Source organism: Nocardiopsis alborubida, assembly GCF_012396365.1.
Classification (GTDB): domain Bacteria; phylum Actinomycetota; class Actinomycetes; order Streptosporangiales; family Streptosporangiaceae; genus Nocardiopsis; species Nocardiopsis alborubida.
The window spans coordinates 145,698-159,256 of sequence record NZ_JAAXPG010000010.1 but is presented as its reverse complement, the minus strand read 5'-3'; the positions used below and the strand labels follow the sequence as shown (position 1 = coordinate 159,256).

General features: G+C 71.6%; 13 protein-coding genes. All 13 read left to right on the top strand.

Going from position 1 to position 13,559, the window contains the following annotated elements; translation table 11 throughout:
- Positions 1-337: 337 nt before the first annotated feature.
- Complete coding sequence (locus tag HGB44_RS12820; protein WP_061078188.1) at positions 338-1,339, top strand: ABC transporter substrate-binding protein; 1,002 nt, start codon at positions 338-340, stop codon at positions 1,337-1,339.
- Between the two features lies 1 nt (position 1,340).
- Positions 1,341-2,375, top strand: coding sequence for a FecCD family ABC transporter permease (locus HGB44_RS12815; protein WP_061078187.1), 1,035 nt, complete (start codon positions 1,341-1,343; stop codon positions 2,373-2,375).
- 129 nt (positions 2,376-2,504) lie between these two features.
- Positions 2,505-3,689: a signal recognition particle-docking protein FtsY gene (ftsY, locus tag HGB44_RS12810; protein WP_061078186.1), complete on the top strand. Its 1,185-nt coding sequence runs from the start codon at positions 2,505-2,507 to the stop codon at positions 3,687-3,689.
- Between the two features lie 495 nt (positions 3,690-4,184).
- A complete protein-coding gene (locus HGB44_RS12805; RefSeq protein WP_061078185.1) occupies positions 4,185-5,525 on the top strand; it encodes an ammonium transporter in 1,341 nt (446 codons plus the stop codon).
- Positions 5,526-5,924: 399 nt separating this feature from the next.
- Complete coding sequence (locus HGB44_RS12800; RefSeq protein WP_061078184.1) at positions 5,925-7,139, top strand: LolA-like protein; 1,215 nt, start codon at positions 5,925-5,927, stop codon at positions 7,137-7,139.
- A 162-nt stretch (positions 7,140-7,301) separates the two neighbouring features.
- Positions 7,302-8,897, top strand: coding sequence for a signal recognition particle protein (gene ffh, locus HGB44_RS12795; protein WP_061078183.1), 1,596 nt, complete (start codon positions 7,302-7,304; stop codon positions 8,895-8,897).
- A 404-nt stretch (positions 8,898-9,301) separates the two neighbouring features.
- On the top strand, positions 9,302-9,766 hold the full coding sequence (gene rpsP / locus HGB44_RS12790) for a 30S ribosomal protein S16 (protein WP_061078173.1): 465 nt from the start codon (positions 9,302-9,304) through the stop codon (positions 9,764-9,766).
- A 1-nt stretch (position 9,767) separates the two neighbouring features.
- Entirely contained in the window at positions 9,768-10,010 is a 243-nt protein-coding gene (locus tag HGB44_RS12785; RefSeq protein ID WP_013151282.1) for an RNA-binding protein, read from the top strand.
- 138 nt (positions 10,011-10,148) lie between these two features.
- The gene (gene rimM, locus HGB44_RS12780; RefSeq protein ID WP_061078172.1) at positions 10,149-10,661 is read left to right on the top strand and encodes a ribosome maturation factor RimM; all 513 of its coding nucleotides are present in this window, start codon (positions 10,149-10,151) and stop codon (positions 10,659-10,661) included.
- 11 nt (positions 10,662-10,672) lie between these two features.
- On the top strand, positions 10,673-11,437 hold the full coding sequence (trmD, locus tag HGB44_RS12775) for a tRNA (guanosine(37)-N1)-methyltransferase TrmD (protein WP_061078171.1): 765 nt from the start codon (positions 10,673-10,675) through the stop codon (positions 11,435-11,437).
- Positions 11,438-11,622: 185 nt separating this feature from the next.
- A complete protein-coding gene (gene rplS, locus HGB44_RS12770; RefSeq protein ID WP_061078170.1) occupies positions 11,623-11,967 on the top strand; it encodes a 50S ribosomal protein L19 in 345 nt (114 codons plus the stop codon).
- A gap of 92 nt (positions 11,968-12,059) precedes the next feature.
- Positions 12,060-12,932 carry a signal peptidase I gene (gene lepB, locus HGB44_RS12765; RefSeq protein ID WP_061078169.1) on the top strand — a complete coding sequence of 291 codons (873 nt, stop codon included), beginning with the start codon at positions 12,060-12,062 and terminating at the stop codon, positions 12,930-12,932.
- 205 nt (positions 12,933-13,137) lie between these two features.
- Complete coding sequence (locus HGB44_RS12760) at positions 13,138-13,467, top strand: DUF2469 domain-containing protein (protein WP_017566259.1); 330 nt, start codon at positions 13,138-13,140, stop codon at positions 13,465-13,467.
- Positions 13,468-13,559 lie beyond the last annotated feature (92 nt).

The window sequence follows — 13,559 nt, the reverse complement described above, 5'->3', positions numbered from 1 at the left end:
CCCGGCGCCCCTTCGTCCCGCCCTCCGCGAAGGAGCGCGGCCCCGCCGGAGAAAGCGCAGGCCAGAGTAGCCGTCGGGGTGCCCGCAGGGGTGCGCGGCGGGCCGAGTACGCTGGAGGTTCAGGGCCGCCTGCGGGCGGCCCGACCGGTGTCGACGGAGCGAAGTCCGGTAGCGCGGCCACAACCGGCCGTCCAACCCGGCGCTGTCCCGCAACTGTGAGGCCCCTCCGGGGGACGAGCCAGGTCGCCTCCCCGACACCGACGTCCCCGTCCTCGTGGGAAGGACAGGCCGCCTCCGTCGGGACCGCGCTCCTTCCCCCCGCCCGACAAGGAGCACCGTGCGGACCGCACGCCACCTTTCCCCCGTCCTTCTCGGAGCCGTGCTCGCCCTGACCGCCTGCGGTGCACAGGACGGCGGCGAACCCGAGGCCGCGCCCACCACCGAGGCCGCCTCCGTCCCCTGCGGCCCTCCGGAGCCCGACCCCGAGCGCCCCGCCGTGGGCGACGGCACCTTCCCCGTCACCGTCACCGACGCCACCGGAGAGGCCACCGTCGAGGAGGCGCCCGAGCGCATCGTCTCCCTGTCGGCCAGCCACACCGAGATGCTCTTCGCCATCGGCGCGGGCGACCGGGTCGAGGCCGCCGACGAGTACTCCGACTACCCGGAGGAGGCCCCCACCACCTCGCTGAGCGGCTTCGAGCCCAGCGTGGAGGCCATCACCGGGTACGACCCCGACCTGGTCCTGCTCGCCCGCAGCGCCGAGGCGACCGCCGACCAGCTGGAGGCCGTCGGCATCCCGTCGCTGGTCCTGGACGCCGCCCAGGACCTGGAGGACACCTACGCCCAGATCCGCATGCTCGGCGACGTCACCGGCCACACCGAGGAGGCCGACGCCGAGGCCACCCGGGTCGAGAACGAGTTCAACGCGATCGTCGAGGGCGTGTGCGAGGAGACCGGCGACGCCGGGCTGTCCTTCTACCAGGAGCTCGACGAGACCTCCTACTCCGCCACCTCCGACACCTTCGTCGGCCAGATCTACGCGTCCTTCGGCCTGGTCAACATCGCCGACGCGGCCGACGCGGACGGGGCCGCGGGCGGTTACCCGCAGCTGTCCCAGGAGTACGTCGTGGAGCAGAACCCGGACCTGGTCTTCCTGTCCTACGGGGACGAGTCGACGGTCGCCGACGTGGCCGGGCGCCCCGCCTTCGACACCGTCACCGCGGTGCGCAACGACGCCGTCTACCTGCTCGACGCCGACATCGCCTCCCGCTGGGGACCGCGCGTGGTCGAGTTCGCCGAGCTGGTCGGCCAGGCCGTCACCGAGAACGCGGCCGACTGACGTGCGGGGCGGTGTCGGCCTCCCGCTGGGGTGGGTCGCGGGCGGGCTGGTCGCGCTGCTCGCGGCGGCCCTGCTCGGCGTCTCCGCCGGAGCGGCCTCCCTCTCCGCGGCCGACATCGCCCGGCACCTGCTCAGCCTCCTCCCGTTCGGTACGCAGTCCCCCCTCACCGAACGGGAGGCGGCCGTCCTGGTGGAGCTGCGCCTGCCGCGCGTGGTGATGGGCGCGGTCGTCGGCGCTCTCCTGGCCACCGCGGGCGGCGCCTACCAGGGCGTGTTCCGCAACCCGCTGGCCGACCCCTACCTCCTTGGCGCCGCAGCCGGAGCCGGGCTCGGCGCGACGGTGGTCATCGTCTTCGGCTCGCAGTTCAGCGACTCCCCGCGCGCCCTGGTCCCGGTCGCCGCGTTCGCGGGCGCCCTGCTCGGCGTGGCCGCCGCCTACCTGCTCGGATCCACTGCGGGCGGGGGCGGCACCGCCGCGCTCGTCCTGGCGGGCGTGGCCGTCTCCTCGTTCCTGTCCGCCGCCCAGACCCTCGTCCAGCAGATGGGAGTGGACGAGCTCCAGCGCATCTTCGCCTGGCTGCTCGGCGGACTCGGCAGGGGCGGCTGGGACGACGTGCGGCTGGTCGCCCCGTACGCGGCCGTCGGACTGGTCGTCCTGCTGGCCAGCGGTTACCTGCTGGACATGCTCGCCCTGGGCGACGACAAGGCGGTCAGCCTGGGACTGAACCCGGCCGCCGTGCGCATCGTGGTGATCAGCGCCGCGTCCCTGGCCACCGCCGCCGCCGTGTCGGTGAGCGGCCTGATCGGCTTCGTGGGGATCGTCGTCCCGCACGTCGTGCGCCGCCTGGTGGGCTCCAACTACCGGGCGATCCTGCCGGTCACCGTTCTCCTCGGCGGCGCCTTCCTGGTCCTGGTGGACATCGTCGCCCGGACCCTCATCGCCCCCGCGGAACTGCCCATCGGCGTGGTCACCGCCTTCCTCGGCGCGCCCTTCTTCGTGCTCATCCTGCGCACCACGCGCCACCGCGGCACCTGAAACCCCGCTGTCAACGGCGGTTCCGGGAAGCCCGGGAAGGGGAGGACCCGCCGGTACCGCCTTCGTTCCCGGCGCGCCACCCGGCCGTGACGCGAACGCGTCGCACACTCTGGAACACTGGAAGGTGCTATGGACATCACCTTGCTCGTCGCCATCATCATCGCCGTCGTGCTCCTGGCCGCCGGTGGGTTCTTCCTGGTCACGACCCGGCGCTCGGTCGAACCGGGCAAGGACGGGACCGAACCCGAACCCACCGGCGGCGCCGCCGGGGCCACCGCAGTGGAGGACCGGGAGCGGGACCCGGGGACCGTCAGCACGCCCCCCGCCCAGGCGCCCCCACCCGTGGCGGAGACCGTCGAGCCCGCCCCGCCGGAGCTGGAGACCCCGCCGCCCTCGGCCGGGCGCATGGTCCGCCTGCGCGCGCGGCTGGCCCGCTCGCAGAACGCCTTCGGCAAGGGCCTGCTCAACCTCCTGTCCTCCGAGTCCCTGGACGAGGACGCCTGGGAGGAGATCGAGGACACCCTCATCACCGCCGACATCGGTGTGGCCTCCGCCGCGCAGATCGTGGAGAACCTGCGCACCCGCGTCAAGGTCCTCGGCACCCGCGGCACGGAGGAGGTGCGGGGGCTGCTGCGCGAGGAGCTCCTCGCGCAGATCACCACCGAGGCCGACCGCGCGGTGCGCACCGGGCCGCACGACGGACGCCCGGGCGTGGTCATGGTCGTCGGGGTCAACGGCACCGGCAAGACCACCACCACCGGCAAGCTGGCCCGCGTCCTGGTCGGCGACGGCCGCAGCGTCGTGCTCGGCGCCGCCGACACCTTCCGCGCCGCCGCCACCGAGCAGCTGGAGACCTGGGGGAGCCGCGTGGGCGCCCCGGTCGTGCGCAAGGAGGAGGGCGCCGACCCCGCCAGCGTGGCCTTCGACGCCGTGGCGCGGGGCGTCGAGGAGGGCGCCGACACCGTCATCATCGACACGGCCGGGCGCCTGCACACCAAGACCGGCCTCATGGACGAGCTGGGCAAGGTCAAGCGGGTCGTGGAGAAGAAGTCCCAGGTGGACGAGGTCCTGCTCGTCCTGGACGCGACCACCGGGCAGAACGGCCTGCGCCAGGCCCGGGTGTTCGGCGAGGTCGTCAACGTCACCGGTATCGCCCTGACCAAGCTCGACGGCACCGCCAAGGGCGGCATCATCGTGCAGGTCCAGCGCGAGCTGGGCGTGCCGGTCAAGCTCGTCGGGCTCGGCGAGGGCCCCGACGACCTGGCGCCCTTCGACCCCGAGGTGTTCGTGGACGCGATCCTGTCCGTGGAGTGACGGGGAGAGGGACCCGACGACGCACGGCCGGACACCCGCACGGGTGTCCGGCCGTGTCGTGTCCGGGGGCGGGCCCGCCGACGAGCGCCACCGGCCCCGCCCCCGTCCGGCCTTCCCGTGTCCGGAGGCGGGAACGCTGGTGTGATCCGCGACACGCGGCGGAAACCCCGGCGCAACACGGGAGCGACAGTCCTGACAGTGCCCGCGCGGACCCCGTGAGATGTCACTCCGCGTGCCCGGAATGCCGCGCTCCGGTGGTGTGACGTGGGTCCCTCCGTGCCGGTGCACGTGCGTTCGCGCGGACTGGGGCTTCGGTTCATGGCGCCTTAACACCACCGTCTGTCCTTTTACCCGCGCGCAACACACCGGGTCCTGGCGAGAAACACCCCGGTCCGAAAGTTGCCTGCGTGGTGTTCTGCATCGGGCCCGATGATGCGCTCGCTGACCGCCGCCCTCACAGACACAATCCCCCGTCCGTCCTATGGAGGCGACGCAATGATTGACTCCGGCAACACGGCGTGGCTGCTGATCAGCGCAGCCCTCGTGATGCTCATGACCCCGGGCCTGGCCTTCTTCTACGGAGGCATGTCCCGGGCCAAGAGCGTCCTCAACATGATGCTGATGAGCTTCGCGAGCATCGCGGTCGTGAGCGTGCTCTGGGTCGTCATCGGCCACTCGCTCACCTACTCCGACGGGCCCGGGGCGCTCGACACCTTCATCGGCGGCCTCGACTACGTCGGACTGTCCAACCTGATCGGTGAGATCGAGCCCGCGGCCGAGGACGGCACCGGCGGCTACCCGCTGCTGGTCGACGCCGGGTTCCAGATGATGTTCGCGGTCATCACCGTGGCCCTCATCAGCGGTGCCATCGCCGACCGCGCCAAGTTCGGCGCCTGGCTGCTGTTCGTCCCGGTCTGGGCGCTCCTGGTCTACTTCCCCGTCGCCCACTGGGTCTGGGGCGAGGGCTGGATCGAGCAGCTGGAGATCGGCGGCTACGCGGTCATCGACTTCGCGGGCGGCACCGCGGTGCACATCAACGCCGGCGCCGCGGCGCTGGCCCTGACCTTCGTCCTGGGCCGCCGCAAGGGCTTCGGCTCCGAGTCGATGCGCCCCCACAACCTGCCGTTCGTCCTGCTGGGCACCGCGCTGCTGTGGTTCGGCTGGTTCGGCTTCAACGCGGGCTCGGCCTACGCCGCCGACGGCACCGCCGCCCTGGCCCTGGTCAACACCCAGGTCGCCACCGCCGCCGCCACCGGCGCCTGGATGCTCGTCGAGCGCTTCCGCTACGGCAAGGTCAGCGCCCTGGGCTTCGCCTCCGGCGCCGTCGCGGGCCTGGTCGCCATCACCCCCGCCGCCGCCAACGTCACGCCGCTCGGCGCGATCGCCGTCGGCCTGCTCTCCGGTGCGGTCTGCGCCTACGCCATCAGCTGGAAGTTCAAGTTCAAGTACGACGACGCGCTCGACGTGGTGGGCATCCACATGGTCGGCGGCATCGTCGGATCCCTGGCCCTCGGCCTCGTCGCCGCGGCTGCGGCGGGCGGCTCCGACGGCCTGCTCTACGGCGGCGGCGTCGGCCTGCTCGCCGTCCAGACCATCGCCGTCATCGGCGTCATGCTCTACTCCTTCGCCGTCACCTGGGTCATCGCCAAGGTCATCCACCTCGTCATCGGGTTCCGCATCCCCGAGGAGGTCGAGACCAACGGGCTGGACCACGAGCTGCACGCCGAGTCCGCCTACGCCTTCGACGAACTCGACGAGCTGGAGGACGCGACACAAGCGGTCTCCCTGCCGACGCCTCCGGGCGGGGAGACGGCCTCGCCGAGGGCCAAGGCCTAGACCTCAGCGTCGAGGCCGCGGGCCTTGCGCCACTGATCCGGCGAGGCGTCCAGGGGCTGACGGAGAGAGATCTCCGTCAGCCCCGTTCGTGTGCTCAGCCACTTTCCATGTCGTATATGGGCATTTCTGGCGCCGTATTGGCTATGGCCTGTGTATCCGTTCGGTACCCTCTGAGCGGTACGGCGGTAGAGCCCGGGCGCGCGGCGCCCGACCGACGGCTCCGCCACGCGGGCGGCCCCGTTCCCGGCTCCCCCGAAAAGGGGCACGCGGCACAACCGGGAGCCGCGCATTCGCATCCCACACCAGGAACGGGTCGGGGACCGGCGCGTCCACCCCGCCGTCCACCCGGAAACCATGCTGATTCGTACAGTGCCCCACATGTCGGGGTCAGGAGGCAAGATGGCGCCGGTTAGTCACATCACGGGTCGCAGAGGCGGGCGTGCCGCGCTCGCCGCCGCGGGCGCGGTCGTCGCCCTCGGCTTGTCCGGCTGCTCCATCGACCTCAGCCACCTGCGCCCCGGGGGCGGCGGCGAGGAGGAGCCCAGTCCGACGGCCGCCGAGCCGGTCGCCGCGGCACCGCTGATGGAGGAGGCCCTGGCCGACCTGGCCGCCTACCCGGCGCTCACCGCCACCGGCCAGGTGGCCGAGAGCGTCGGCTCCGCCGACGTGCGCGACGCCTCGCTGACCGTCGCCGACAGCGGCACGGCCAGCGGCACCATCCGTGCCAACGGCATCGAGGCCGAGCTGCTGAGCGCGGACGGCAGGATGTTCCTGCGCGCCGCGGAGGACTTCTGGCTCGACCAGGGCGTCTTCAGCCCCGACTTCGACGACTTCGACGGGAACTGGGTGCGCGCCTCCTCGGCCCAGGCCGGTTTCAACCCGAGCGCCTCCCTGGCCCCGCCGGAGCTCTCCGCCATCCTGGGCGGCATCGAGCTGGAGTCGGAGGAGGCCGTCGAGGAGAACCTGGACGGCACGCTCACCTACCGGATCGACCTGGCGGGCGAGCGCAACCAGGTCTGGATCAACGCCGAGACCAGCCAGATCCAGCGCATCGCCATCGAGGAGCTCGTTCCCGGGGAGGCCGAGACCGGCCCCCAGGTCCGCCTGGACCTGGCAGAGGCCGAGACCGCCGCCGTCGAGGAGCTCTACGACGGCGTCACCGCCGCCACCGAGGAGGAGCTGACCTCCTCCCGGGACGCCCGCATCGAGGTCGGCTGGGAGGGCAGCCCCTCCATGACGTGTGAGGACGGCCCCAACTGCACCTGGACCGGGACCGTGCGCGACGCGGGCGGCGACGGCAGCGGCGAGGTGGCCGTGCGCATGGACGTCACGTTCAGCAACGCCGACATCGGCGAGCAGAACTGTGAGGACAGCGGCACCCTGGAGGCGGCCGGCACGCTGGAGCTCTCGTGCAGCGCCGACTACAACATCGTCAGCTCCGTCCAGCAGACCTACCCGATCGACGGTGAGGCCCAGCTGTCCACCCGCGGCCTGACCGGCGGCCAGCAGGAGGAGATGCTGACGGCCCTCGCCGAGCAGCGCGAGGCCACCCTGTCGGGCGGTGCCTCCCCCTCAGAGGAGGCGTCCGAGACGGCCGAGGACGAGGGTAACTAGAGGTACTCGTGGGGCACGGCCCCCGAGCGCACGGCGGTGGAGGGCGGGGGCGGCGTCCCCGCCCTCCGCCGTGTCCGGGTCCGCCCGCCGGGCGATACTGCAAGGTGATCCCAGGCCGGTAGGCTGGGAGACCAACTCCGAGACGAAGGACTGGCCAAACTCGTGTTCGAGACGCTTTCCGACCGGCTGACATCGGTCTTCTCCTCGCTGCGCGGTAAAGGGCGGCTGTCCGAGGAGGACATCAACGCGACCGCGCGGGAGATCCGTCTCGCGCTGCTGGAGGCGGACGTCGCGCTGCCGGTGGTCCGCGAGTTCATCGCGCGGATCAAGGAGCGCGCCCGGGGCGAGGAGGTCTCCAAGGCCCTCAACCCGGCCCAGCAGGTCATCAAGATCGTGAACGAGGAACTCGTCGGGATCCTCGGCGGCGAGACCCGGCAGATCCGCTTCGCCAAGAACCCGCCGACCGTGATCATGCTCGCGGGCCTCCAGGGCGCCGGTAAGACCACCCTGGCGGGCAAGCTCGCCCGGTGGCTGGCGGCCGACCGCAACACGCCGCTGCTGGTCGCCGCCGACCTCCAGCGCCCCAACGCCGTCACGCAGCTCCAGGTGGTCGGTGAGCGCGCCGGGACCCCCGTGTTCGCACCCGAGCCCGGCAACGGCGTCGGCGACCCCGTCCAGGTCGCCCGCGAGTCCGTCGAGCACGCCCGCCGCAACAACCACAACGTGGTGATCATCGACACCGCGGGCCGTCTCGGTGTGGACAGCGAGATGATGCAGCAGGCCGCGGACATCCGCGACGCGGTCAGCCCGGACGAGATCCTCTTCGTCGTCGACGCGATGATCGGCCAGGACGCGGTCAACACCGCGCAGGCCTTCCTCGACGGGGTCGGCTACGACGCGGTCGCGCTCACCAAGCTCGACGGCGACGCGCGCGGCGGTGCGGCCCTGTCCATCCGCCACATCACCGGCCGTCCCATCATGTTCGCGTCCACCGGCGAGAAGCTGGAGGACTTCGACCTCTTCCACCCGGACCGGATGGCCTCGCGCATCCTGGACATGGGTGACGTCCTCACGCTCATCGAACAGGCGCAGCGCACGTTCGACGAGGCCGAGGTCGAGAAGATGGCCTCGACCATGGCGTCGGACGAGGACTTCACGCTCGACGACTTCCTCCAGCAGATGCAGATGGTCCGCAAGCTCGGCCCGATCGGCAACCTGCTGGGCATGATGCCCGGCATGGGCCAGATGCGTGAGCAGATCGACAGCATCGACGACAAGGACCTGGACCGCATCCAGGCCGTCATCCAGTCGATGACCCCGGGCGAGCGCGCCAACCCGAAGATGATCAACGGGTCGCGTCGCCTGCGCATCGCCAACGGTTCGGGCACCCAGGTCAGCGACGTCAACGGCCTGGTCACCCGCTTCTTCGAGGCGCAGAAGATGATGCGCAAGATGAAGGGCGGCGGCATGCCGGGTATGCCCGGGATGCCGGGCATGGGCGGCGGTGCCAACCGCAAGAAGGCCAAGGCCCAGGCCAAGAAGGCCAAGAAGGGCAAGCAGCGCAGCGGCAACCCGATGAAGGCCCGCCAGCAGGAGGCCGAGCGCGCGGCCGAGCGCCAGCGCCGCCAGGACGAGGGCGGCCAGCAGCCGCCGCAGCTGCCCCCGGGCCTGGGCGGCGGCGGTCAGCCCACGCTCCCGCCCGGCTTCGGCGGCCCCAACATGCCCGACCTGTCGAACTTCAAGCTGCCCAAGAAGTAGGCGCGGCCGGTACCGGCCCGCGCGCCCGTCGGCCGGCGGGCGGAGCGCTACCATGCGTGTGGCGCAGCCGACCGCCCCGCACCGCGGACGGCCGGGCCGTCGGCCCGGCCGCGTGCCCGCCTCCTTCGGGGCGGGCAGTCGGCACCGCCCGGGAGACCGGGCGGGGCGGCCCGTCCACGTTCCGGGGACGGGCCGCCTCCGCGTTCTCCCCCCATCCGTGCGGCCGTGTTCCGGTGTCGTGTGCGGGGAACACGTCCGCGTCTGGCACAATGAGTAGTCGACTAACGGTGCCGGGCCAGCCCTCTAACTAGCCCGCCACCCACGTCTGTCCCGTCGGGTGCCGCAACCCCACGTGGTTTCGCCGCCGGGCGCCTTACACCGTTAATCGGGAGAAGACCACTCCAGTGGCTGTCAAACTGAAGCTCAAGCGTATGGGCAAGATCCGTACGCCCCAGTACCGCATCATCGTCGCCGACGCCCGCACCAAGCGGGACGGCAAGGCGATCGAGGAGATCGGCAAGTACCACCCCAAGGAGCACCCGAGCCTCATCGAGGTCGACTCCGAGCGGGCCCAGTACTGGCTGTCCGTGGGCGCCCAGCCCTCCGACGCGGTCAAGGTCCTCCTGCGCAAGACCGGTGACTGGCAGAAGTTCAAGGGCCTGCCCGCCCCGGCTCCGCTCCAGGTCGCCGAGGCCAAGGACCCCGAGGCCAAGGAAGCGGCCTTCCAGGCCGCGCTGAAGGAGCTCGTGCTCCCCGGCGCCGAGGGCAAGGGCAAGGGCCGCAAGTCCGAGAAGAAGGCGGAGAAGGCGGACAAGCCCGCCGAGACCGCTGAGACCACCGAGGCTGAGAAGTCCGAGGGCGAGGCCTGACGTGCTGGAAGAGGCGCTTGAGCACCTCGTGAAGGGGATCGTTGCGAACTCCGACGACGTCCAGGTGAGAGCCAAGCGGCTCCGCAAGGGCAAAGTCCTGGAGGTCCGGGTCCATCCCGACGACCTCGGCAAGGTGATCGGCCGCAACGGCCGCACCGCCAAGTCCCTGCGGACCGTCATCGGCGCCCTGGCCGGGGGCCGTTACGTCCGCGTGGACCTGCTGGACCTGCACGAAGTGCGCTGACGCGCCTCTCGGGGCGCCGACCGCTCGCGGTCGGCGCCCCGCAGCCGTGCCCGGGACCCCGGGGCCCGTGCCCACCGCACGCGCCCGGACCCGGGCACAGTTTTCTCACCCCCCGAGGGGGCGGAAGGAAGAATCCCCATGCGACTCGTTGTCGGCCGGATCGGCCGCGCGCACGGAGTCCGCGGCGACGTCGCCGTCGACGTGCGCACGGACGACCCCGCGGCCCGGTTCGCCGACGGCTCCGTGCTGGCCACCGACCCGGCCGGAACCGGTCCGCTCACCGTCGTCTCCACGCGCCGCCACAGCGGCCGCCTGCTCGTGCGCTTCGAGGGCGTGGCCGACCGCGACGCCGCGGAGGGGCTGCGCGGCACCGCCCTGCTCGTGGACTCCGAGGACATCCCGCCGCTGGACGACCCGGACGAGTTCCACGACCACGAACTCATCGGCCTGGCCGCGGTGACCACCGGGGCGGAGCCGGTCGGCACGGTGGCGGACGTGCTCCACCACGCGCAGGACCTCCTGGTGGTGACCACCCCGGACGGCGGAGAGGTGTTCGTGCCCTTCGTGGCGGCCCTGGTCCCCGAGGTCGACGTGGCCGGGGGCCGGATCGTCATCGACCCCCCGCCCGGCCTGCTCGACCTCGCCGACTGAAGGGGCGCGCCGTGCGCATCGACATCATCAGCATCTTCCCCGAGTACTTCGGCCCCCTGGACCTGTCCCTGATCGGCAGGGCCCGCGTGTCCGGGCTGCTCGACGTGCGCGTGCACGACCTGCGCTCCTGGACCCACGACCGCCACAACACCGTGGACGACACCCCCTACGGCGGCGGCCCCGGCATGGTGATGAAGCCCGAGCCGTGGGGCGAGGCACTGGACGAGGTCGTGGGGGAGGGTCCCGCGCGGCTGATCCTGCCCACTCCCAGCGGTCGGCCCTTCCGGCAGGCCGACGCCGAGCGCCTGGCCAAGGAGGAGCGCCTGGTCTTCGGCTGCGGCCGCTACGAGGGCATCGACTCGCGGGTCGCGGCGGACGCCGCGGAGCGGATGCCCGTCGAGGAGGTCAGCATCGGCGACTACGTGCTCAACGGAGGCGAGTCCGCGACGCTGGTGATGGTCGAGGCGATCACCCGGCTGCTGCCGGGTGTCCTCGGCAACACCGAGTCCGCGGTGCAGGACTCCTTCGCCTCCGGCGGCATGGAGAACCTCGTGGAGGGGGCGGTCTACACCAAGCCCGCCTCCTGGCGCGGCCGGGAGGTGCCGCCGGTGCTGCTGTCGGGCAACCACGGCGCCGTGGACCGCTGGCGCCGCGACCAGGCGCTGCGCAAGACCGCGCGCAACCGCCCCGACCTGGTGGAGGCCCTGCCCGAGGAGGCGCTGGACCGGCGGGACCGGGAGGTCCTGGCGGAGGAGACCGTTCGAGACGCCACCTGAGATGTGGCAAACTGGGTGGGTTCCCCCTCGGTGACCGGCGGCATCCGCATGCCGGCGGTACGACGTCGGCCTCTGTGACGGTCACCCGGGCGGTTCGACAGTACAGACCCATTCGGGCCCTCGCTCGCGTACCCCTCCCCCAGCGGGGAGCAGGACGCGGAGCGCTATCGATGAGGATTCGCGAGATGCACACCGCCATTCAGGAGCTGGAGAAGGCCCAGCTTCGTTCCGACGTCCCGGAGTTCCGCCCGGGTGACACCCTCAACGTCCACGTCCGCGTGACCGAGGGCACCCGTACCCGTGTCCAGGTCTTCAAGGGCGTCGTCATCCGCCGCCAGGGCTCGGGCAACCGCGAGACCTTCACCATCCGCAAGGTGAGCTACGGCGTGGGCGTGGAGCGTACCTTCCCGATCCACACCCCGGCCATCGAGAAGTACGAGGTCGCCGCCCGCGGCCGCGTGCGTCGCGCCAAGCTGTACTACCTGCGCGACCTGCGCGGCAAGGCCGCCCGCATCCGCGAGCGCCGCTAGTCCGTCACCGGGTGACCCAGGGTCTCTCCCCGGCGTTTTTCCGTGTCGAATCTCTCCGCTCCCGCCAGGGAGGCAGGATAGGCTTCGGCTCGATGAGCAAAGACGAGAAGGACCTCGGCTCGGACGGGGTCCAGGACGAGGAATCCGCCCAGCCCGGTCCGGAGGAGCACGGCTCCGCCACTGGCTCCCGAGCTCACGAGAGCTCGGGAGCCAGTGCTGTCTCCGGTACCGACGGCGAGGAGCCGGAGGAGGGGGCGGACGACGAGATGAGCAAGTCCCAGAGCACCGAGAAGAAGGGGTCGTTCTGGAAGGAACTCCCCATCCTGGTCGTGATCGCCGTGGTCCTGGCGTTCGTGATCAGGACCTGGCTGGTGCAGGCCTTCTACATCCCCTCCACCTCGATGGAGAACACGCTCCTCGTCGGGGACCGCGTACTCGTCAACAAGGTCGTCTACGAGCTCCGCGACATCGAGCGCGGCGAGGTGGTCGTCTTCGACGGCAACGGGTCCTGGGACGACCCGAACACCGTGTCGGTCCCCGAGCCCACCAACCCGGTCTCGGCCGCGTTCACGTGGGTGCAGCAGCAGCTGGGCGCGGCTCCCACGGGCAAGGAGTACATCAAGCGGGTCATCGGCCTGCCCGGTGACACCGTGGAGTGCTGCGACGAGCAGAACCGCGTCCTGGTCAACGGAGTCCCCCTCGACGAGACGTACCTCTACCCGGGCAGCGTGGCCACGCACACCGAGTTCGGCCCGATCGAGGTGCCCGAGGGGCATCTGTGGCTGATGGGGGACCACCGGGCGATCTCCTCCGACTCGCGGCTCAACCAGAACAACCCCGGCGGCGGCGCGGTCCCGATCGACCACGTGGTGGGCCGGGCCTTCGTCATCATCTGGCCGGTCGGGCAGATCGGCCCGCTGAGCGTTCCGGAGTCCTTCGAGGAACTCAACGCCGCGGACGGGTGACGTGCCGCGCGGGGCGGTCCGCCGAGAAAATCCGCACGGCGGAGTACACGGGGCCCTTCCGTGACGCATGATGGAGGCTGGACGGTATCGGCGTCCCCGACGCGCGGGGCCGCCCTCGACCGGGAACACCCCGGCCGTCGGCGGTGTCCGGGCGGAGGGGACCGGCACACCACGACCGGAGAGTGCGACGAAAGCGAGCGCGTGGATGAGTTCTGAGGACCTGGAGAAGTACGAGGCCGAGATGGAGCTCCAGCTCTATCGCGAGTACCGCGACGTCGTCGGTCTGTTCAGCTACGTGGTGGAGACCGAGCGGCGGTTCTACCTCACCAACCACGTCGACCTCCAGCCGCGTTCGACCGAGAACGGGGAGATGTACTTCGAGGTCGTGATGGAGGACGCCTGGGTCTGGGACATGTACCGCCCGGCCAGGTTCGTCCGCAACGTCCGCGTGGTGACGTTCAAGGACGTCAACGTCGAGGAGATCACCAAGGCCGACCTGGAGATGCCGCCCGCCGAGGGGGGCGCACAGGACTGACCCGGCGCCGGACGGCCGGATCCCGGGTGCGGTTCCCGGCCCCAGGGACCCGGCCGCCCGGGATCCCGCCTCCCCGTCCGGGCACGGCCGGG

Coding starts and splice junctions, on each gene's coding strand:
- ftsY (WP_061078186.1), top strand. CDS start 2,505: ATGGACATCACCTTGCTCGTCGCCATCATCATCGCCGTCGTGCTCCTG.
- HGB44_RS12805 (WP_061078185.1), top strand. CDS start 4,185: ATGATTGACTCCGGCAACACGGCGTGGCTGCTGATCAGCGCAGCCCTC.
- HGB44_RS12800 (WP_061078184.1), top strand. CDS start 5,925: ATGGCGCCGGTTAGTCACATCACGGGTCGCAGAGGCGGGCGTGCCGCG.
- rimM (WP_061078172.1), top strand. CDS start 10,149: ATGCGACTCGTTGTCGGCCGGATCGGCCGCGCGCACGGAGTCCGCGGC.
- rplS (WP_061078170.1), top strand. CDS start 11,623: ATGCACACCGCCATTCAGGAGCTGGAGAAGGCCCAGCTTCGTTCCGAC.
- lepB (WP_061078169.1), top strand. CDS start 12,060: ATGAGCAAAGACGAGAAGGACCTCGGCTCGGACGGGGTCCAGGACGAG.
- HGB44_RS12760 (WP_017566259.1), top strand. CDS start 13,138: ATGAGTTCTGAGGACCTGGAGAAGTACGAGGCCGAGATGGAGCTCCAG.